The sequence below is a fragment of the Mesorhizobium sp. B2-4-19 genome, assembly GCF_006441315.1.
In the GTDB taxonomy this organism is placed as follows: Bacteria; Pseudomonadota; Alphaproteobacteria; order Rhizobiales; family Rhizobiaceae; genus Mesorhizobium.
Genome location: NZ_VFUV01000003.1, coordinates 77,955 through 98,553 on the forward strand (window position 1 = coordinate 77,955; position 20,599 = coordinate 98,553).

At 62.7% G+C, this 20,599-nt stretch carries 19 protein-coding genes; 7 read left to right on the plus strand and 12 right to left on the minus strand.

Annotated features, from left to right (window positions below; all coding sequences use genetic code 11):
• Nucleotides 1-462 precede the first annotated feature (462 nt).
• The 3 genes from FJ546_RS06415 (at nt 463) to FJ546_RS06425 (ending at nt 3,678) form a co-directional block, all read left to right on the plus strand.
• The gene (locus FJ546_RS06415) at nt 463-1,440 is read left to right on the plus strand and encodes a right-handed parallel beta-helix repeat-containing protein (protein ID WP_140888585.1); all 978 of its coding nucleotides are present in this window, start codon (nt 463-465) and stop codon (nt 1,438-1,440) included.
• 319 nt (nt 1,441-1,759) lie between these two features.
• Nucleotides 1,760-2,971 carry an NADP-dependent isocitrate dehydrogenase gene (locus tag FJ546_RS06420; RefSeq protein WP_032930036.1) on the plus strand — a complete coding sequence of 404 codons (1,212 nt, stop codon included), beginning with the start codon at nt 1,760-1,762 and terminating at the stop codon, nt 2,969-2,971.
• A gap of 80 nt (nt 2,972-3,051) precedes the next feature.
• Nucleotides 3,052-3,678, plus strand: coding sequence for a glutathione S-transferase family protein (locus tag FJ546_RS06425; protein WP_140888586.1), 627 nt, complete (start codon nt 3,052-3,054; stop codon nt 3,676-3,678).
• A gap of 15 nt (nt 3,679-3,693) precedes the next feature.
• Here FJ546_RS06425 and FJ546_RS06430 read toward each other — a convergent pair whose 3' ends face one another.
• The 4 genes from FJ546_RS06430 to recA form a co-directional block, all read right to left on the minus strand.
• A complete protein-coding gene (locus FJ546_RS06430) occupies nt 3,694-4,173 on the minus strand; it encodes a DUF2269 domain-containing protein (RefSeq protein ID WP_140888587.1) in 480 nt (159 codons plus the stop codon).
• The gene (locus tag FJ546_RS06435) at nt 4,170-5,465 is read right to left on the minus strand and encodes an SDR family oxidoreductase (RefSeq protein WP_140888588.1); all 1,296 of its coding nucleotides are present in this window, start codon (nt 5,463-5,465) and stop codon (nt 4,170-4,172) included. The genes FJ546_RS06430 and FJ546_RS06435 overlap by 4 nt, the downstream gene beginning before the upstream one ends.
• A gap of 10 nt (nt 5,466-5,475) precedes the next feature.
• On the minus strand, nt 5,476-8,142 hold the full coding sequence (gene alaS / locus FJ546_RS06440; protein ID WP_140888589.1) for an alanine--tRNA ligase: 2,667 nt from the start codon (nt 8,140-8,142) through the stop codon (nt 5,476-5,478).
• Nucleotides 8,143-8,400: 258 nt separating this feature from the next.
• On the minus strand, nt 8,401-9,498 hold the full coding sequence (gene recA, locus FJ546_RS06445) for a recombinase RecA (RefSeq protein WP_010909075.1): 1,098 nt from the start codon (nt 9,496-9,498) through the stop codon (nt 8,401-8,403).
• A gap of 280 nt (nt 9,499-9,778) precedes the next feature.
• Here recA and FJ546_RS06450 point away from each other — a divergent pair, with 280 nt between their 5' ends.
• Together FJ546_RS06450 and FJ546_RS06455 are read left to right on the plus strand one after the other, a co-directional pair.
• Complete coding sequence (locus FJ546_RS06450) at nt 9,779-10,723, plus strand: carbohydrate kinase family protein (protein ID WP_140888590.1); 945 nt, start codon at nt 9,779-9,781, stop codon at nt 10,721-10,723.
• 72 nt (nt 10,724-10,795) lie between these two features.
• Nucleotides 10,796-11,713 carry a pseudouridine-5'-phosphate glycosidase gene (locus tag FJ546_RS06455; protein ID WP_140888591.1) on the plus strand — a complete coding sequence of 306 codons (918 nt, stop codon included), beginning with the start codon at nt 10,796-10,798 and terminating at the stop codon, nt 11,711-11,713.
• A 1-nt stretch (nt 11,714) separates the two neighbouring features.
• On the opposite strand, the gene FJ546_RS06460 is transcribed toward FJ546_RS06455, so the two are convergent.
• Nucleotides 11,715-12,038 carry a TfoX/Sxy family protein gene (locus FJ546_RS06460; protein WP_140888592.1) on the minus strand — a complete coding sequence of 108 codons (324 nt, stop codon included), beginning with the start codon at nt 12,036-12,038 and terminating at the stop codon, nt 11,715-11,717.
• Between the two features lie 89 nt (nt 12,039-12,127).
• Between FJ546_RS06460 and FJ546_RS06465 the strand changes: the two genes are divergently transcribed.
• A complete protein-coding gene (locus FJ546_RS06465; protein ID WP_140888593.1) occupies nt 12,128-12,625 on the plus strand; it encodes a GFA family protein in 498 nt (165 codons plus the stop codon).
• A gap of 146 nt (nt 12,626-12,771) precedes the next feature.
• Here the strand turns inward: FJ546_RS06465 and sufA are convergent, their stop codons facing one another.
• Nucleotides 12,772-13,152, minus strand: a complete 381-nt coding sequence (gene sufA, locus FJ546_RS06470) for a Fe-S cluster assembly scaffold SufA (protein ID WP_140888594.1) — start codon at nt 13,150-13,152, stop codon at nt 12,772-12,774.
• A 269-nt stretch (nt 13,153-13,421) separates the two neighbouring features.
• On the opposite strand from sufA, the gene FJ546_RS06475 reads away from it, so the two are divergent.
• The gene (locus FJ546_RS06475; RefSeq protein WP_140888595.1) at nt 13,422-13,973 is read left to right on the plus strand and encodes a hypothetical protein; all 552 of its coding nucleotides are present in this window, start codon (nt 13,422-13,424) and stop codon (nt 13,971-13,973) included.
• Between the two features lie 4 nt (nt 13,974-13,977).
• Here the strand turns inward: FJ546_RS06475 and FJ546_RS06480 are convergent, their stop codons facing one another.
• The 6 genes from FJ546_RS06480 to FJ546_RS06505 form a co-directional block, all read right to left on the minus strand.
• Nucleotides 13,978-14,370: an SUF system Fe-S cluster assembly protein gene (locus FJ546_RS06480; protein WP_095770883.1), complete on the minus strand. Its 393-nt coding sequence runs from the start codon at nt 14,368-14,370 to the stop codon at nt 13,978-13,980.
• 21 nt (nt 14,371-14,391) lie between these two features.
• Nucleotides 14,392-15,636, minus strand: a complete 1,245-nt coding sequence (locus FJ546_RS06485; RefSeq protein WP_140888596.1) for a cysteine desulfurase — start codon at nt 15,634-15,636, stop codon at nt 14,392-14,394.
• Between the two features lie 4 nt (nt 15,637-15,640).
• Nucleotides 15,641-16,909: a Fe-S cluster assembly protein SufD gene (gene sufD / locus FJ546_RS06490; RefSeq protein ID WP_140888597.1), complete on the minus strand. Its 1,269-nt coding sequence runs from the start codon at nt 16,907-16,909 to the stop codon at nt 15,641-15,643.
• A gap of 25 nt (nt 16,910-16,934) precedes the next feature.
• On the minus strand, nt 16,935-17,690 hold the full coding sequence (gene sufC, locus FJ546_RS06495) for a Fe-S cluster assembly ATPase SufC (protein ID WP_140888598.1): 756 nt from the start codon (nt 17,688-17,690) through the stop codon (nt 16,935-16,937).
• Nucleotides 17,691-17,717: 27 nt separating this feature from the next.
• The gene (sufB, locus tag FJ546_RS06500) at nt 17,718-19,235 is read right to left on the minus strand and encodes a Fe-S cluster assembly protein SufB (protein WP_140888599.1); all 1,518 of its coding nucleotides are present in this window, start codon (nt 19,233-19,235) and stop codon (nt 17,718-17,720) included.
• A gap of 189 nt (nt 19,236-19,424) precedes the next feature.
• Nucleotides 19,425-20,588 carry a cysteine desulfurase family protein gene (locus FJ546_RS06505; RefSeq protein ID WP_140888902.1) on the minus strand — a complete coding sequence of 388 codons (1,164 nt, stop codon included), beginning with the start codon at nt 20,586-20,588 and terminating at the stop codon, nt 19,425-19,427.
• Nucleotides 20,589-20,599: the final 11 nt, after the last annotated feature.

Sequence of the window (20,599 nt, forward strand, 5' to 3'; positions counted from 1 at the left end):
TAGCCTTGTCCCGCCACCCCTGTGTTAGCGCGAAAAATCCAAATTCGCTCCATCGGCGGGCTGGAGCAAATGGTCACGCGCCCGTACAAGCAGACGAGCCACGTGCTCCATCTCCTCGAGATAAGGTTGAGATGTGGGCATCACGGCCGCTCCGGCAACGACAAGCTATCCAACCCTATACTGCGTGATGGCCTTGCCTTACTTTTTTGTCGGCGACATCTTCCGGTTACAGAAATAACCTATTAAGTATATGTATATTTAAATACAGCGACGCGGCCGCCGCTGTGACATAATATTATAAAATTGCCATATCAAAACCGCTTGGGGTCAAGCTGTATAGGTAAATTCATTTTGAAGACGGATCGTGTCTTGCACGCTCCTGTCATTTATCTATGCCCCAAGCGCTTGGACACGGGTTTTCAATGGCCGACACGGATGTTGGCCAAACTTCAGGAGGGGCAAATGAACGTCTTACGGTTTTTCCTTTCAATCGCTGTGTTGCTTCTGGCATCAGTCTTCGTGATTGCTCCGGCTTCCGCGCAAGCGACACGGACCTGGGTTTCCGGCGTCGGCAACGACGCCGATCCGTGCAGCCGAACGGCACCTTGCAAGACGTTTGCCGGCGCCATCTCGAAGACGGCGACGGCCGGCGAGATCGACTGTCTGGACCCGGGCGGATTTGGCGCGGTCACCATCACCAAATCCATCACCATCGACTGCAGAACGACTGAAGGCGGTGTGCTTTCGGCGCTCGTGAACGGCATCGTCATAAACACGCTTGCCGGCTCCGTCGTGCATCTTCGCGGCCTCGACATAGACGGCGTGGGCACTGGACTCGACGGCGTGCGGATGATCGGCCAAGGTCAACTGCATATCGAGGACTGCAGCATCGAGCGGGTGACCAGCAATGGCGTCGAATTTCTTCCCAACGGCGCCAGCGAACTCTACATAATCAATACACGGATAGCCGAGGCAGCCGGTGGCGCCGTTCTTATCAAAACGACCGGCGCCATCGGCATCAATGCCGTCCTGTCCAGGGTGGAACTGACCAACAGCGCCAATGGCATTCTTGTCGACGGCACCGGCAACACCTCTGCCATGAATATGGCACTGACCGACAGCCTTGTCAGCGGCAACACCGGCAACGGGGTGGCGGTCAAGTCCGTCGCCGCGGCATCGTCGGTACGCGCGACGATCGTCAACACCACGATCAGTTCCAATGCCGGCATAGGCGTCAATGCCAACGGCGCCGCCGCCAGCGGCGCCGGCAGCGCCATCGCCTTTCTCGGCGCCTCGACGGTGTTCGGCAATGTCACCGGGGTCAGCAACACCGGCAGCGGCGCCGTCCAGTCGTTCAAGAACAACATGATCTCCGGCAACGTGGCCGACGGCACGCCGATCACGGCCTTCCCCGGCCCCGGCGGCACGCCGCTGCAATAGGCGCCTGCCGCCTGCGTGCGGCAGCATGAAACAAAGGCGATGCCGCCTGCCTCTCGATGGGCAGTGCGGCATCGATTTTTGTTCACGATTGCTGGATCGGTTCACCGTTTCGCGGAAACGCCGAACCGCTCTGTCCCCTTGTTCTACGGCAATTTCGAACGAAAACCCGCTTCGCACTTTTCCTGGAATTGCGCCGGCAGCAGCCTGCTTCCGCATTGCCCAGGTTTGCGCCGCCCGGATCGCTTTGCTATAGGCGAAAGTCCCTATCCTGGCGGGGCCGACCCGCCATCCCCCAACTGTTGAACGAGGCATTCTTTCCATGGCGAAGATCAAGGTGGCGAACCCGGTCGTCGAACTCGACGGCGACGAGATGACCCGCATCATCTGGCAGTTCATCAAGGACAAGCTGATCCACCCTTATCTCGACCTCAAGCTCGAATATTACGACCTCGGCATCGAGCACCGAGACGCCACCAACGACCAGGTGACCATCGATTCGGCCAACGCCATCAAGAAATACGGCGTCGGCGTGAAATGCGCGACGATCACCCCCGACGAACAGCGCGTCGAGGAGTTCAAGCTGAAGAAGATGTGGAAGTCGCCGAACGGCACCATCCGCAACATCCTCGGCGGCACCATCTTCCGCGAGCCGATCATCATGAAGAACGTGCCGCGCCTGGTGCCGGGCTGGACCAAGCCGATCATCGTCGGCCGCCACGCCTTCGGCGACCAGTACCGCGCCACCGATTTCCGCTTCCCCGGCAAGGGCAAGCTGACGATCAAGTTCGTCGGCGAGGACGGAAAGGTGATCGAGCATGACGTGTTCGACGCGCCTGGCGCCGGCGTCGCCATGGCCATGTACAATCTCGACGAGTCGATCCGCGAGTTCGCCCGCGCCTCGCTGAACTACGGCCTGCTGCGCAACTATCCGGTCTACCTGTCGACCAAGAACACCATCCTGAAAGCCTATGACGGCCGCTTCAAGGACATTTTCCAGGAAGTCTACGAGGCTGAATTCGAGGCCGAGTTCAAGTCGAAGAAGCTGTGGTACGAGCACCGCCTGATCGACGACATGGTGGCCTCCAGCCTGAAATGGTCGGGCGGCTATGTCTGGGCCTGCAAGAACTACGACGGCGACGTGCAGTCCGACACGGTGGCGCAGGGCTTCGGCTCGCTCGGCCTGATGACCTCGGTGCTGATGACGCCGGACGGCAAGACGGTGGAAGCCGAAGCGGCGCACGGCACCGTCACCCGCCACTACCGCCAGCACCAGAAGGGCGAGGAAACCTCGACCAATTCGATCGCCTCGATTTTCGCCTGGACGCGTGGCCTCGCCCACCGCGCCAAGCTCGACGACAATGCCGAACTGAAGCGCTTTGCCGAGACGCTGGAAAAGGTCTGCATCCAGACCGTCGAGTCCGGCTTCATGACCAAGGACCTGTCGCTCTTGATCGGTCCCGACCAGCCCTGGCTCTCGACCACCGGCTTCCTCGACAAGATCGACGAGAACTTGCAGAAGGCGATGGCGTAAGAGCCCAGCTTTACACATGCCGAAGGCTCCGAAAGGAGCCTTCGCTTTTTTTTGGCCAGCGAAAGCGAGGGGCTGACAGCATGACCAGGCCGATCCTCTACGGCGCTGACTACAGTGTCTATGTACGCATCGCGCGGATGGCGCTGGAGGAAAAGGGCGTCGACTACGAACTGGTGCCGCTCGACATCTTCGCCGCCGACGGCATCCCGGCCTGGTATCTGAGACATCACCCGTTCGGCCGCGTCCCGGCCTTCGAGCATGACGGTTTTCGCCTCTTCGAGACGAATGCCATCACCCGCTATGTCGACGAGGCCTTCGACGGTCCGGCGCTGCAGCCCGCCGATGCGCGCGGCCGCGCCAGGATCGGCCAGATGACAGGCATGCTCGACGCCTATGGCTACCGCGCCATGGTCTGGGACGTTGCCGTCGAGCGCCTGGAAAAGGCGGAGCCGGATGAGACCCTGATCGCCGGCGGGCTGAGCCAGGCAGAAACGGTCCTCAGGGTGCTCACCTCGCTCAAGGCTCCCGGGCCCTGGCTGCTCGGCGATCGGGTGACACTGGCCGACCTGCATGCGGCGCCGATCATCGCCTATTTCGTCAAGGTTGCCGACGGGCAAAAGCTGCTGGCCGAATTTCCCGAGATTCTGGCATGGTGGGACCGGATCGCGGCCAGAGAAGCCTTTGCCATGACCGAAAAGGCTGATTGAAAGCCGAGGCGGCGCCTAAAACCTTATCTCGGGCCGGGTCACCATCAGCCAGAGAATGGCCAGCACGGCGGCGAAAGCCGGGAAGCCGCAAGCAAACCAGATGCGAAACAGGCGTTTCTCTTCGACGGGCAGCGGTGCGTTTTCGATGGCCGCCTGCCGCGCCAGATTGCGGATCCTGATCTGAATCCAGACCACCGGCAGCCAGAACAGGCCGGTCACGACATAAAGCAGCAAGGACAGCGCGATCCAGCCTTCGTTGAGCGGCCAGCCCGCAGCCTGCGCCAGAAACACGCCCGTGACCGGCTGCACGATGACGGCGGTCGCCGTAAAAATGGTGTCGGCGATGACGACCGTGCCCGAGACATGGGCGACGAGATCGGCGCGGCCGCTGCGTTGCGCCATCAGCATGAAGAAGGCGATGCCGGCGCCGGTGCCGAACAGAACCGTGGCGCCGATGACATGCGCCCAGCGCAATATGTCAGCCCAGAGGCTCATCGCTCGTCGAGCACCGCGAGCGCCACCAGCACCAGGCAAAGCGCGGCGATCGTCTTGACCAGCGGCCCCAGTGGATCAAGCCATAGACCTGGGACAAGAAGCGACGCCGCCGCCAGATGGGACAGTGTGATGGCAATCATCGCCAGCAGCGCGCGCCGGGCCAGGGATCGGACCACGACAGCCGCGCCAACCAGGATGTCCACCGCACTTCCGGCCAGAACCGCGATATGGGCCAGGCTCGCCGACACGCCGTGCGAAACAAGGATATCCGCCGCCGCCTCTTGCCGGATCAGGCCGATGACACCCGAAACAAACCAGAACAGGGACAGGCAAGCGAAGATGACAGGCTTTACCAGCCAGAGGCGGGCGAACCATCGTTCCTGGACATTGGCTGGCATGTCGGCCAGCGTTGCTTCCAGCGGCTGAAGCGGACGGCCGAAAATTCGGTTCCAGGCCGCTGCGTCGCCCGTGACACCGCCCGCCACGGCAGCAAGGGCTGCGCTGCGCAGCGGGGACCGCCAACCAAGAGTTCCAAGCACATCTGCAATCGCGCCCGCGAGCCGGCGGAGAATGGCTGGCATCGGCACCACTCGCGCCGGCGGCAGACCAAGCCACGCACGCAAGATGGAGAGGACCTCGGCGAGCGGTCTGGCATTGGCTTCGACGAGATCGACGGCGAGTCGGGGCGGCAGCGATCCGGCGACCGCGCGCGCCACCGCTTCGGCAACGTCGGTGACCGCCACGGTCTGGATCGGCTGGAGCGGCATGACGGCCGGAACAAAACCCGGGAATGCCGCAAGGGCGCGCAGAAGTGCCGTCCCGCCATAGGCAGCGGGCGCGATCACCAGGCCCGGCCGCAGGATGGTCCACTCCAGCGAGGAGTTTGCGACGGCCTTGTCGCCATGCGCCTTGGTGCTGAAGAAAGGATTTGCCGAGGCGAGATCGGCACCGATCGCGGAGATCTGCGCAAAGCGGTGCACACCCGCGTGTTCGCAGGCCGCAACGAGTGCCACCACCGAGCCCCGGTGAACGGCGTCGAGGCGGTCGCGCGGGCCGTCCTGCAAGGCGCCCGCCGCATTGACCACCGCGTCCATGCCCGCAACCACCGGCAGCCAGTCTTCAGCGGCAAGCAGTTTCGACATGTCCGCCGCGATCCAGCGCACCGCCGGCCGGCGTCGCCCGGCATGCTGAACATCGCGGCCGAGGCCGGTCACGTGATGACCGTCGCGAAGCAAACGGCCGATGATTGCGTCCCCGATCAAACCATAGCCACCGAGGACGAGAACATTCATGTCATGGCTTTCAGGCGGCTTCGAGCGCCGCCTTCACGGCCGCGATCGCATCATTGGCCTTCGAGGCATCCGGGCCGCCGGCCTGGGCCATGTCGGGCCGACCGCCACCGCCCTGCCCGCCCAAGGCGGCGGAGGCGACGCGCACCAGGTCGACGGCGCTGAAGCGGCCGACGAGGTCGTCGGTGACGGCGACGACGACGCTTGCCTTGTTGTCCTCGCCGGCACCGACGAAGACGACGACGCCGGAGCCGAGCGACGTCTTGCCGGCATCGGCCAGCGGCTTGAGGTCCTTCGGCGAGACGCCGGAGACCGCCTTGCCGAGGAAACCGACGCCGGCGACCGTCTCGTTCTCCGAGGGCGCACCCGCCGCGGCACCGCCGCCGAGCGCCAGTTTCTTGCGCGCTTCGGTCAGTTCCTTCTCGAGCTTCTTGCGCTCTTCGAGCAAGGTCTCGACGCGCGCCGGCACGTCGGCGGGCGAGATTTTCAGCACGGCCGCCGCCGCCTTCAGACGCCTGTCCTGCTCGTCGAGATGTTTTCTGGCCGCCTCGCCGGTCAGCGCTTCGATGCGACGCACGCCGGCGGCGACCGCGCTGTCGGAGACGACGCGGACCAGGCCGATATCGCCGGTCGCCCTGACATGGGTGCCGCCACAGAGTTCGACCGAATAGGGCCGGTTGGCCTTGGTGCCATGCAGGCCCGTGCCCATCGACACGACGCGCACCTCGTCGCCATACTTCTCGCCGAACAGCGCCATGGCGCCCTCGGCGATGGCGTCGTCGACCGACATCAGGCGCGTGGTCACCGGGCTGTTCTGCACGACGATTTCATTGGCCATGCGCTCGACCTCTTCGATCTCCTCGGCCGAGATCGGCTTGTTGTGCGAGATGTCGAAGCGCAGACGCTCGGGCGCGACCAGCGAGCCCTTCTGCGCGACATGGGTGCCCAGGACCTCGCGCAACGCTTCATGGATCAGATGCGTGGCGGAGTGGTTGGCGCGCAGCCTGGTGCGGCGTGCATGATCTACCTTGAGCTCGACGGCAGCGCCGGTCTTGACCGTGCCGCTCGCCACGTTGCCCAGATGCACGAACAGGCCGTCGGCCTTCTTCTGCGTGTCGGATATCGCGATCGAGAAACCTTCGCCCGAGATGACGCCGGTGTCGCCCATCTGGCCGCCGGACTCGCCATAGAACGGCGTCTGGTTGACGACGACCGCAACGGTATCACCCTTGCCGGCGCTGTCGACGGTCTTGCCGTCCTTGACAAGCGCCTGGATGAGGCCTTCCGCCTGCTCGGTCTCGTAACCGAGGAATTCGGTGGCGCCGGTCTGTTCGCGCACGGAGAACCATACCGTCTCGGTGGCGGCCTCGCCGGACCCGGTCCAATGCTTGCGCGCCTCGGCCTTCTGCTGCTCCATCGCATTGGTGAAGCCGGCAAGATCGACCGAGATGTTGCGCTGGCGTAGCGCGTCCTGCGTCAGGTCGAGCGGGAAGCCGTAAGTGTCGTAGAGCTTGAAGGCCGTCTCGCCATCCAGCATGTCGCCGGCATGCAGCGTTTCCGTCGCCTCGGAGAGCAGGCCGAGGCCGCGCACCAGCGTCTTGCGGAAGCGCGTCTCTTCGAGCTTCAGCGTCTCGGTGATCAGCTGTTCGCCGCGCAGCAGTTCGGGATAGGCCTGGCCCATTTCGCGCACCAGCGCCGGCACCAGCTTCCACATCAGCGGGTCGTTCGCCCCGAGCAGCTGCGCGTGGCGCATGGCGCGGCGCATGATGCGGCGCAGCACATAGCCGCGGCCTTCGTTCGACGGCAAGACACCGTCGGCGACCAGGAAGCAGGACGACCGCAAATGGTCGGCAATGACGCAGTAGGAGGCCACCGTTTCCGCATCGGGAGCGCGGCCGAGCGCGGAGGACGCCGCATCGATCAAGTGACGGAACAGGTCGGTCTCGAAGACGCTTTCCACCCCTTGCAGGATAGAAGCCATGCGCTCCAGGCCCATGCCGGTGTCGATGGACGGGCGCGGCAGGTCGATGCGCTCCTCCTTCGTCACCTGTTCATACTGCATGAACACCAGGTTCCAGAATTCGAGGAAGCGGTCGCCATCCTCTTCGGGGCTGCCGGGAGGTCCACCCCAGATGTGCTCGCCACGATCGATGAAGATTTCCGAGCACGGCCCGCAGGGACCCGTGTCGCCCATCGCCCAGAAATTGTCCGAGGTCGCGATGCGGATGATGCGATCGTCCGAGAAACCGGCGATCTTCTTCCAGAAGCCGGCCGCCTCGTCGTCCGTGTGGTAGACGGTGACCAGCAGCTTGTCCTTCTTCAGCCCGAACTCCTTGGTGATCAGGTTCCAGGCAAGCTCGACGGCGCGCTCCTTGAAGTAGTCGCCGAAGGAGAAATTGCCGAGCATCTCGAAGAAAGTCAGGTGGCGCGCGGTGTAGCCGACATTGTCGAGGTCGTTGTGCTTGCCGCCGGCGCGAACGCTCTTCTGGGCGGTGGTGGCGCGCGAATAGGATCGCTTCTCCAGACCGGTGAAGACGTTCTTGAACTGCACCATGCCGGCATTGGTGAACATCAATGTCGGATCGTTGCGCGGCACGAGCGGGCTCGAGGCCACGACCTCGTGGCCCTCCTTGCGGAAATAGTCGAGAAATGTCGACCGGATCTCGTTCACGCCACTCATGACTGCTGCCTTTTCGCGAAAACCGCCGGCGCGGCCGGCGGAAACTGGTGTCTGCTTTCCAGAAATAGACTTGGCCTTTTAGCGGGCACGCTCCAGCCTGTCCAGAAACACGGAACTGGGCCGATCCCGGGAGTCTGTTAGTCCCAAAAACGAAAACCGCCGGCGCGAAGGCCGGCGGTTTTGGACGCGGTACTAAAGAACTCGGTTACTTAAGCATCGGATCATAGGTCGACCTTATGGCCGAACTCTGTCCGTTGCCTACATCGCGCCGGCTTCGTCCTCAAAGCCGTCGTCGCCGCCTTCAGAGCCGCCATTCTCGAGGAACTTTTCGGCGATAAGCCCGGCATTCTGCCTGAGCGCCAGTTCGATCTCGCGTGCGGTATCGGGATTGTCACGCAGGAACAGTTTTGCATTTTCGCGGCCCTGGCCGAGACGTTGCGAATTGTACGAGAACCAAGCGCCGGACTTCTCGACCACGCCGGCCTTGACGCCGAGGTCGACCAGCTCGCCGGTCTTGGACACGCCCTCGCCATACATGATGTCGAACTCGACCACCTTGAAGGGCGGCGCCAGCTTGTTCTTGACCACCTTGACGCGGGTCTGGTTGCCGACGACCTCGTCGCGATCCTTGACCGAGCCGATGCGGCGGATGTCGAGGCGCACCGACGCATAGAATTTCAGCGCGTTGCCGCCGGTCGTGGTCTCGGGCGAACCGAACATGACGCCGATCTTCATGCGGATCTGGTTGATGAAGATGACCATGGTGTTGGAGCGCGAGATCGAGGCGGTCAGCTTGCGCAGCGCCTGGCTCATCAGGCGGGCCTGCAGGCCGGGCAGCGAATCGCCCATCTCGCCCTCGATTTCGGCGCGCGGCGTCAGTGCCGCGACCGAATCGACCACCAGCACGTCGATGGCGCCGGAGCGCACCAGCGTGTCGCAGATTTCCAGCGCCTGCTCGCCTGTGTCGGGCTGCGAGATCAGCAGGTTTTCAAGATCGACGCCGAGCTTGCGGGCATAGACCGGGTCGAGCGCGTGTTCGGCGTCGACGAAGGCGCAGATGCCGCCCTTCTTCTGGGCTTCGGCCACCGTGTGCAGCGCCAGCGTCGTCTTGCCCGAGCTTTCCGGCCCGTAAATCTCGATGATGCGGCCGCGCGGCAGGCCACCGACGCCGAGCGCGATGTCGAGACCGAGCGATCCGGTCGGCACCGTTTCAATCTCGACGACCTGCTCGTTCGCGCCGAGCCGCATGATCGAGCCCTTGCCGAAAGCCCGCTCGATTTGCGACAGCGCCGCATCCAGAGCCTTTGATTTGTCCACTGCCTTATCCTCTACAAGCCGCAAAGAATTCTGAGCCATGATACATCACCCCTTGGTCGTCAATGAAGGCCGGACAATCCGTAATCCCTGCCAATTTGTACCTTTTTTGTTCTCGTTTGGCAAGAGGGATCAAATATCTGAAAAACAAGTCATATCCGGATTTGTTCTTTTTTCGTACCACGAGATCGAACAGGAATGCACCCGGCATTGGGCCAGACTGCTCGGTTGTATCGACCCGCCGAATCGCCATCTTGCTGGCGAAGGCTATGACGCAGTCTAGCGCTTGTGCGGTTGCAATAACAAAGGGCATATCGCCAGCATGGTGAAATTCATAGAGATATTGGCCGTGGGCGGCGCCCATATCGACCGGCGCGGCCAGGTGTCAGGCACGTATGTGCCGGCCGCGTCCAATCCCGGCACGATGCGCGAGGACGTCGGCGGCGGCGTGTTCAACGCGCTGCGCAGCACGGTGCGGCGCGGCGTATCGGGCTCCCTGATGTCGATGCGCGGCGGCGATGCCGGGGCGGACACCATTTCGCGAGCCATCGCCGAGGCAGGGATCGCCGACCTGTCGGCGGTCTTCCTCGACCGCACGACGCCGAGCTACACCGCGCTGATCGATCGCGAGGGCGAGTTGATCGTCGGCTTTGCCGACATGGCGCTCTATGATCTGGCGTTTCCCAAGCAGATGAGACGCTCCAAGGTCCGCGAGGCGATCGCTGCCGCCGATGCCATCCTGTGCGACGCCAATCTGCCGTCGGCGGCACTGGAGCGGCTGGTTTCGCTTGCGGCCGGCAAGCCGGTGTATGCCATTGCCATTTCGCCGGCCAAGGTGGTGCGGTTGATACCGGTGCTCGGCGCGCTGGCGCTGGTCTTCATGAACCGGCGCGAAGCCGGCGCGCTGGCCGGCGTCAACGCAAACGCCGCCGAACGAGATGTCGTCGACGGTTTGCGATGCAGCGGCCTTGCCAGCGGCGTCGTGACGGCGGGCAGCGCGCCGGTGCTGGGTTTCGACGAAGCTGGCGCCTTTACCATCCAACCGCCTGCCCCGAGAAAAGTCGCTGACGTCACCGGCGCCGGCGACGCGCTGGCGGGTGCGACGGTGGCAGCCCTGCTGCGCGGCCTGCCGCTGCGCCAGGCCTTGCGCGAAGGCGTCGCGGCGGCGACGCTGGCCATCGAAAGCGCCAACGCCATCCCCGATTTTACCGCGGCGAGCTTCGCCGAAGCTCTGGCTCTTGTGCCGGACGCGCAGGAAGTGGCATGAGACCGGCAAATTCATAGTGCCGCTGTGTTGCAGGGTGTCGCCCATGCGCCGCACCGCGAGTTGGAGATCCAGATGAGACCCGAAACCGCCCGCCCCTTCATCGACATCCACGCACCGGTGGCGCAAGCCCTGGCCGCCGGGCGCCCGGTTGTGGCGCTGGAAAGCACCATCATCACCCATGGCATGCCCTACCCCGACAACGGCGCCATGGCGGCCAATGTCGAGAAGATCATCAGCGACGGCGGCGCCGTACCGGCGACGATCGCGGTGATTGGCGGCCGCATCAAGATCGGCCTGTCCGACGGCGAGCGCGAATCGCTGGCCATGACCGGTGACGCCATGAAGCTGTCGCGCGCCGACCTCGGCTTCGCCGTCGCGCAAGGACGCACCGGCGGCACGACTGTCGCAGCCACCATGATCGCGGCTGAAATGGTTGGGATAAAGGTGTTCGCCACCGGCGGCATTGGCGGCGTGCACAAGGGCGCGGAGAAGAGTTTTGACATCTCCGCCGATCTCGACGAACTGGCACGCACGCCGGTGATCGTCGTCTCGGCCGGCGCCAAGGCGATCCTCGACATCGAAAAGACGCTGGAAGTGCTGGAGACACGCGGCGTGCCTGTCGTCGGCCATGGCTGCGAAACGATGCCCGCCTTCTGGTCGCGGCAGTCGCCATTCCGCGCCCCGCTGACCTTGCACGGACCGGAAGAAATCGCGCACTTCTACCAGACCAGGGTTGCGCTGGGGCTCGGCGGCGGCATGCTCGTCGCCAATCCGGTGCCGGAAAACCAGGAAATCCCGGCCGAGGAGATGGCCGGCTACATCGAAGCCGCGCAAAAGGCCGCCGAGGCGCTCAACGTGACCGGCAAGGCGGTGACGCCGTTCCTGCTGGGAAAAATCCTGGAGTTGACCGGCGGCCGCAGCCTCAAGACCAACATCGCGCTGGTCGAAAACAATGCGCGGCTGGCGGCCGAGATCGCCAAGGCCCTGTAGTTCACTTCCCTGCGCGCCGCCCTGCCTCATAGGCGCGGCGTGCCCACACCGTCATCTCGTCAGGATCGTCAAAGGCGCTGTCGGGAATGCTCCAATAGGGCATGGCGACCAGCTTGCCGTGGCGCTTGCCGGTGTAGGTCCATTGCTTGCAGCCCGCGGCTTCGAAATCCGGCGCGCTTTGCTCGTCGGCCTTGAGCAGCAACTCGCCGCGCAGCACGATGGCGACGATGACGCCGTCGAAATAGATGCCCTTGCCGCCGAACAGCCGGCGGATGCTGACCGGGCCTAGCCCTGAGAACAGTTCAGCGATGCGTTCATTGTCCATGCCGCGATCATGTCACCGGCATTTGACATTGTCATCGCGCAACCAGAACCATGCTGACAAGTTAAGACCATTCCATCGGAGTTTTTGTCATGCCGCTTCTGCTCAAGGGGTCCTGCCGCTGCAACGCCGTGCGTTTCGAGGTGGAGAGCCACACGCCCGTGCCGTTCATGCTGTGCTACTGCTCGATCTGCCGCAAGCAGCAGGGTGGCGGCGGCTTTGCCATCAATCTCGGCGCCGACTACCAAACGCTGAACATCCGGGGCAAGAGAAGCCTTGGCGTCTACCGCGCCGAGATCGAGGACGACGAGCATCCCAATTGCGAGGTCTCGACCGGCGAGCGCAATTTCTGCCGCAAATGCGGCTCGGCGCTCTGGCTCTACGACCCGACATGGCCGGAGCTGGTGCATCCCTTCGCCTCGGCGATCGACAGCGACCTGCCGAAGCCGCCTGAGAAGGTGCATCTGATGCTGAAATACAAGGCGAACTGGGTCGAGCCCGATATCGGTAAGGGCGACAAGACGTTCGATGTCTATCCCGAGGAATCGATCGCCGACTGGCACAAGCGGACGGGGATGTGGGTGGATTAAGGTCCTTCTCCCCGTTTACGGGGAGAAGATGCCGGCAGGCAGATGAGGGGCGGCGCAGACTTTGGAAAGTGTGGTGCGAACCCGGATACGCTGGCGCTGCCGTCACTTCGTGACACCTTCTCCCCGTGAACGGGGCGAAGGAAAGATCAGGCCGAGGCGCGTGCGTCCGCCAATGCCTTGAGATCGGCCGGCTTCAGTTCGACGGATTCGCCGCAGCCACAGGCCGAACTCTGGTTGGGGTTGTGGAAGGTGAAACCGGTGCGCAGCGTGGTCTGCTCGAAATCCATCTCGGTGCCGAACAGGAAAAGCGCGGCCTCCGGCGCGACATAGACGTGGGCGCCGTCGCGCTCGATGTGGTCGTCCTTGGTGTTGGGCTCGGTCACCAAGTCGACCGTATACTCCATGCCGGCGCAGCCGCCCTTCTTGATGCCGAGGCGGATGCCGTGCGCGTTGTCGCGGGTAGCGACGATCTCGCGCACCCGGTCCGCGGCCTTTTCGGTCATCGTGATGACGGCGAAGCGTCCCATTCTTTTTCCTTCTCCATTCCATGCAGGTTCAAGGCCTGCGGGATGAGTCTTCCCCTAAGATGGTGAAGATTGTTGGCTGGCGCAACCCCGGACCCGCAAAGCGCCTTGCCAGGCACTGCGCCTAACAAGAAGACAGATTTTCACGCCCATCTGCAAATACCCACAACTCGATACCAAAACCTTGATTGCCCTGCACGCAGGCATTAATGTTCACGCTGCGATCTGCCGACTATGGTTGATTTTTGTGGAAATACGGACCACTACTTGAGATGAAACTCGATCACACCAGAGATGTTTTGGTTTTTTCCGACGATTTAGGAAAAATAAAAAGTAACTCTATAAGAATTTTTGCGATTTTAATATTTATTTCCTTTATGTTTCTAATATCTCCTCAAAAATCGAACCTTTTAGGCGAAATCATATTCACATTCGTCATTGCAATACTATTTTTTGTTACGGGGCTTGCTATCTACCGTACATATTTCAATCGCCGCTCCGTAGTGATATCCCCTGACGGCATTGAAGACTCAGGTATCACAATCGAAACGGTACCATGGTCCGCGGTAGATTCAGTTGAACTGAAGACGGTTCCCCGTGCCCTAACAGGCCAACAACCTGTTGCCGTCCTTTTGCGACTGAGGCCCCGCGCCGGTGACACTCTTAAGCTGACTCGGCGTGGCAAAATGTTGTTTCTTAACAACGATGCGCTTTGGATCCCGGTCGGTGGTGGCATGATAGTCGACGGAAATTCATCCAGTCCCGAAAGTTTTTCGAGAACGATCGCGGCTTACGCCCGAACTTATGGCAAAGAGCTTAAGTAGTTCGTCAATACCAACCCACCGCCACCTGCGCCTCTTCCGACATGCGGTCGGGCGACCAGGGCGGGTCGAAGGTCATGTTGACCTCGACGCCGGAGACGCCTTCGACGGCGCCGACGGCATTTTCGACCCAGCCCGGCATTTCGCCGGCCACCGGGCAGCCGGGCGCGGTCAACGTCATGTCGATCTTGACCGAGCGGTCATCCTCGATATCGATCTTGTAGACGAGGCCGAGCTCGTAGATGTCGGCCGGGATTTCCGGATCGTAGACGGTCTTCAGCGCCGAGACGATGTCGTCGGTCAGCCGCGCCAGCTCGTCGGCGGGAATGGCCGTGGCGGAAACGACGCTGTTGGCGGCGGGTTCCGGAGTGGTCTCGGCAGTGATGCTCGCATCATCCATGATCGTCACCCAAAAAAATCGTCACCCGAAGAACTTGCGCGCTTTTTCAAGCGCCTCGGCCAAAGCGTCGACTTCGGCCCTGGTATTATACATGCCGAACGATGCCCTGCATGTGGAGGTTACGCCAAAGCGTTTCAACAGCGGCTGGGCACAATGGGTGCCCGCACGGACGGCCACGCCCTGCCTGTCTATCACCATCGACACGTCATGGGCATGAATGCCCTGCAGTTCGAAGGAGATGATCGCGCCCTTGCCCGGCGCATCGCCGAAGATGCGCAGTGAGTTGATGGCGCGCAGCCGTTCATGCGCGTAGGTCTTGAGGTCTTCCTCATGCGCCGCGATGCGCTCGCGGCCGATCTTTTCCATGTAGTCGAGGGCGGCACCCAGCCCGATTGCCTGGACGATCGGCGGCGTGCCGGCCTCGAAGCGATGCGGCGGCTCGTTGTAGGTGACAATGTCTTCCGTCACCTCCTCGATCATCTCGCCACCGCCCATGAAGGGCCGCATGCCCTGGAGAATATCCTTCTTGCCGTAGAGCACGCCGATGCCGGAGGGCCCGTAGACCTTGTGGCCGGTGAAGACGAAGAAGTCGCAGTCGAGATCCTGCACGTCGATCGGCATATGCACGGCGCTCTGGCTGCCGTCCACGAGGACGGGAATTCCACGTGCATGCGCGATGCGCACGATTTCCTTGATCGGCGTCACCGTGCCCAGCGCATTCGACATCTGCGTGATGGCGACGAGCTTGGTGCGATCGGTCAGCCGCTTCTCGAATTCTTCGATGTGGAAGGCGCCGAGATCGTCGACCGGCACCCAGACCAGCTTGGCGCCCTGCCGCTCGCGGATGAAATGCCACGGCACGATGTTGGAGTGGTGCTCCATGATCGACAGCACGATCTCGTCGCCCTCGCCGATGTTGGGCATGCCAAAGCCATAGGCGACGGTGTTGATCGCCGAGGTCGTGTTCGAGGTGAAGACGATGTTGTCGGTGCTTGGCGCATTGAGGAAGCGGCGCACCGTCTCTCGCGCCTTTTCATAGGCGTCGGTCGCCGCGTTGGACAGGAAATGCAGGCCGCGATGGACGTTGGCGTATTCCTGGGAATAGGCGTGCTGGATCGTGTCCAGCACCACCTGCGGCTTCTGCGCCGAGGCGCCGTTGTCGAGATAGACCAGCTTCTTGCCGTAGACTTCGCGCGACAGGATCGGGAAGTCGCGGCGGATCGCCTCGACGTCGTAGAAATCTCCGATCTTGCCTTGAGCGTTCATCATTTCACCCGTGAGTCACAAACCATTCGTCGAGCCTGCCTTCCAGCGCCTCGACGATCGTCTCGTCGTCCAGTTCCTCGATCACCTCGGCGACGAAGGCCTTGACCAGCAGGCCACGGGCGCTCTTCTCGTCGACGCCGCGCGCCATCAGGTAGAACAGATGGTCGTGATCGATCTCGGTCACCGTCGCGCCATGGCCGCAGACGACGTCGTCGGCGAAGATTTCGAGCTCCGGCTTGGTCGAGAACTCGCCATCGTCCGACAACAGCAGCGTGTTGCAGGCCATCTTGGCATTGGTCTTCTGCGCATATTGGTGGACATTGATGCGGCCCTGGAAGACGCCGCGCGCCTTGCCCGTCACCACATTGCGGATGACCTCGGTCGAGGTCGTGTGCGGCACGGCGTGGTCGAGCACCATCGTCACGTCGGAGTGGGTGTCGCCGGCCAGAAGGTTGATGCCGCGCAGCTTGAAATCGGCGCCTTCGCCCGTCGTCTTGACCATGACCTCCTGGCGCACGAGCTTGCCGCCGGCGTTCATGACGAACAGCGTCAGTTTCGCGTTCTTGCCGATATGGGCCTTGAACTGCGCCAGATGGGTCGCCGTCTCCGGCTGCTCCTGGACAATCAGCCATGTCACTTCGGCATCCTCGCCGAGCACGAGCTGGCTGACCGAACTGACCAGCGCGGCGCCATCACCCGCCTGACGCTCGACGATGACGGCCTTGGCGCCGGCGCCGGCGCGAACGGCCAAGCGCACATGGGTCTGGCCGCCGGCCTGCACATTCTGCAGTTCGATCGACTTTTCAAGCTCCGCGCCATCGGCGATGTCGACAAAATAACCGTCGGCGACGAAGGCGGTGTTCAACGCGCCTATGGCATCGTCGCTGCCATAGGGATCGAGCCCCGGCGCGATGCTGCCGTCAACCAACTTTTCCGACAGGTTTTGCACGGTGACACCGTCAAGGGCCGGTACCTTCACATCGGACTTGCCGTTCAGGACCGGCAGGACGGCGGACCCTTCGACGATCGGCGCGACGGCCTTGGCCATGGCGGCCGGGTCGAAATCCGGCACCACGCTCAACAGCCGGCGGAGATCGGTATAGTGCCAGGATTCGACGCGCCGCGTCGGCAGGCCGTGCTTGATCGCCTCGATAGCGTCGTCGCGCTTCAGCATCACCGCGCCGTCGCCCGGCAGCAGCGACAGCCGGTCGCCGAACGCGTCGATCAACGCTGTCTCGGCCGGTGTCCGCTGCGGTTGTGTGTGCATATTCATCAGTTTGACCTTGCCTTCTGGCATCTCACGCGGCTTCGCCGATCACGCCGGCATAGCCATTGGCCTCGAGGTCGAGCGCCAGCGACTTGTCGCCGGATTTGATGACCTGGCCCTTGTAGAGCACGTGCACGCTATCGGGCACGATGTGCTCGAGCAGCCGCTGGTAGTGGGTGATGACCAGGAACGCCCGGTCGGGCGCGCGCAGCGCGTTGACGCCGTCGGAAACGATCTTCAGCGCATCGATGTCGAGGCCGGAATCGGTCTCGTCGAGCACGCAGAGTTTTGGCTCCAAAAGCTTCATCTGCAGGATCTCGGCGCGCTTCTTCTCGCCGCCGGAGAAGCCGACATTGAGCGGCCGCTTCAGCATCGCCATGTCCATGCTGAGCGAGGCGGCGGCTTCCTTCACCCGCTTCAGGAATTCCGGGATCTTCAGCGGCTCCTCGCCGCGCGCCTTGCGTTGCTCGTTCATGGCCACTTTCAGGAATTCCATGGTCGCCACGCCCGGTATCTCCATCGGATACTGGAAGGCGAGGAAAATGCCCGACGTGGCGCGCTCGGCCGGATCCATCTCTAGGATCGACTGGCCGTTGTAGAGGATGTCGCCTTCGGTCACCTCATAGTCCTCGCGGCCGGCGAGGATGTAGGACAGCGTCGACTTGCCCGAGCCGTTCGGGCCCATGATGGCGGCGACCTCGCCGGCCTTCACCGTCAGGTTCAGGCTGCGGATGATTTCGGTGCCGTCATCGACGATGCGGGCATGCAGGTTCTTGATTTCAAGCATTCTTTTGTTTCCTGAATATCTGTCCGGTCAGCCGACCGAGCCCTCGAGCGAGATACCGATCAGCTTCTGCGCCTCGACGGCAAACTCCATCGGCAGTTGCTGGATGACATCCTTGACGAAGCCGTTGACGATCAGCGCGATGGCTTCCTCCTCGGGGATGCCGCGCTGCATGACGTAGAACTTCTGGTCCTCGGAAATCTTGGACGTCGTCGCCTCATGCTCGAACTGCGCCGTCGAGTTCTTGGCTTCCATGTAAGGCACGGTATGCGCGCCGCACTGGTCGCCGATCAGCAGACTGTCGCAGTTGGTGAAATTGCGGGCGTTGGTCGCCTTGCGGTGCGCCGAGACTTGGCCGCGATAGGTATTCTGCGAGGAGCCGGCGGCGATGCCCTTGGAGATGATGCGGCTCGACGTGTTCTTACCGAGATGGATCATCTTGGTGCCGCTATCGACCTGCTGATAACCGTTGGAAACGGCGATCGAATAGAATTCGCCGGAAGAGTCGTCGCCGCGCAGGATGCAGCTCGGATATTTCCAGGTGATCGCCGAACCGGTCTCGACCTGCGTCCACGAGATCTTCGAGCGGTCGCCACGGCAATCGCCGCGCTTGGTGACGAAATTGTAGATGCCGCCCTTGCCCTCGGCGTCGCCGGGGTACCAGTTCTGCACCGTCGAATATTTGATCTCGGCATCGTCGAGCGCCACCAGTTCGACGACCGCGGCGTGCAGCTGGTTCTCGTCACGCTGCGGCGCGGTGCAGCCCTCGAGATAGGAGACGTAAGCCCCCTCCTCGGCGATGATCAGCGTGCGCTCGAACTGGCCGGTGTTCTTCTCGTTCATGCGGAAATAGGTCGACAGCTCCATCGGGCAGCGCACGCCCTTGGGCACGAAGACGAAGGAGCCGTCGGTGAACACAGCCGAATTCAGCGTGGCGTAGAAATTGTCGGAAGTCGGCACGACCGAGCCGAGATATTTCCGCACCAGTTCCGGATGCTCGCGGATGGCTTCCGAGATCGAGCAGAAGATGACGCCGGCCTGCGCCAGCTCCTTCTTGAAGGTGGTGACGACGGACACGGAATCGAACACCGCGTCGACGGCGACGCGGCCGGATTTGTAGACGTTGTCGCTGGGCTCCTCGAGATCGGAGGCATCGGTCTTCTGCACGCCGGCAAGGATCTCCTGCTCGCGCAGCGGAATGCCGAGCTTTTCGTAGACCTTCAAGAGTTCCGGATCGACATCGCTGAGCGAGGACGGGCCGGGCGTGCTCTTGGGCGCAGCATAGTAGTAGATGTCCTGGAAATCGATCTTCGGATAGTGGACGCGCGCCCAGGTCGGCTCTTCCAAAGTCAGCCAACGCCGATAGGCTTCCAGACGCCATTCCAGCATCCAGGACGGTTCGTCCTTCTTGGCCGAAATGAAACGGATGATGTCTTCGCTCAGGCCCTTGGGAGCCTTGTCGACAGCGATTTCAGTCTGGAATCCGTATTTGTATTGGTCGACGTCGATCTTTCGGACCCGATCGATCGTGTCCTGCACAGCAGGCATATGCGTTCTCCATCCACGCCGGGGTCAAGGCCCGACAGTTTTCAAACTATGGCACCGCGAACGGCAGCCCCTGGAGGCGCCGGAAGTGGCGTAAGTTCCATATAGTGCGTTTCGACCGGAAATTCACCCGGCCACTTGCAAACGCACCGCTCTACCAGGCTGCGAAGCCTGAATTCCTTTTCACCGCGTTCAGGCGGCCTGTTCCCTGCCCGCCCGGCGCTGGGCAATTCCCGCCAGCGCGGTGCGGAACAATTCAATGTCCTCGGCGCCCGTCGCAGTACCGATCGACACGCGCAAGGCGCCCAGACTATCGCCATAGCCCATGGCTTTCAGCACGTGGCTCGGCCCGACCTTGCCCGACGAACAGGCGGAGCCGGCCGACAGCGCCACACCGGCGAGATCAAAGGCGATCTGCGCGGTTTCGGCCTTGATGCCCGCAATAGCGAAGAATGTCGTGTTGGCAAGCCTTGGCGCGCCGGTTCCAAAGATTTCCGCGTCCGGCACCAGCATTTTCACGATGGCTTCGATCTCGTCGCGGTGCTGGCGCACCGCAGCGATCGCCGGCAGTCCGGCCAGCGCTTCGCGCGCGGCGGTGCCAAACCCTGATATAGCGGCGAGATTTTCGGTGCCCCCGCGATGGCCCTTTTCCTGGCCGCCGCCATTGATCAGGGGCTTGGGCATCATCAGATCGGCGCCGGCGACGATGGCGCCGACGCCCTTGGGACCGCCGATCTTGTGCGAAGACAGAATCAAATAATCGGCGTAACCGGCTGACATGTCGATGGAAACGCGGCCCGCGGCCTGAACGGCATCGACGACAAGAATGCCGCCGGCGGCCTTGATGATTTCGGCGATGCGATCGATCGGCTGGATCACGCCGGTCTCGTTGTTGGCGGCGTGGATCGCGACCAGCGGCAGGCCATCGGCCTTGTCATGACCTGCAAGTGCCGCGGCCAAGGCGGCAAGGTCGGCAATGCCGTTGGCATCGACGCCGATGCGCGTCACCTGCGTCGCCGGGAAGCGTCCGCCATTCAGCAGGCAGGGATGATCGGCCTCGCAGACGTAGAGCCGGTTCATGCGCATGCTGCCGCGCCCCATCTGCCAGTCGGGGGTCAGCAGCGTCGAGGCGGCTTCGGTCGCACCGGAGGTGAACACGACATGTTCGGGCCTGGCATTGACCAGACCCGCGACCTCGCGCCTTGCCGTCTCGATCAGGCGCCGCGCGGCGCGGCCTTCGGCATGGACCGATGACGGGTTGGCGGCCACGTCAAGCGCCGCGACCATAGCCTCGCGCGCCGCTGGGAGCAGCGGCGCACTGGCATTATAGTCGAGATAGGCGCGTTTTGCGGCCATTTTCGTCCAGT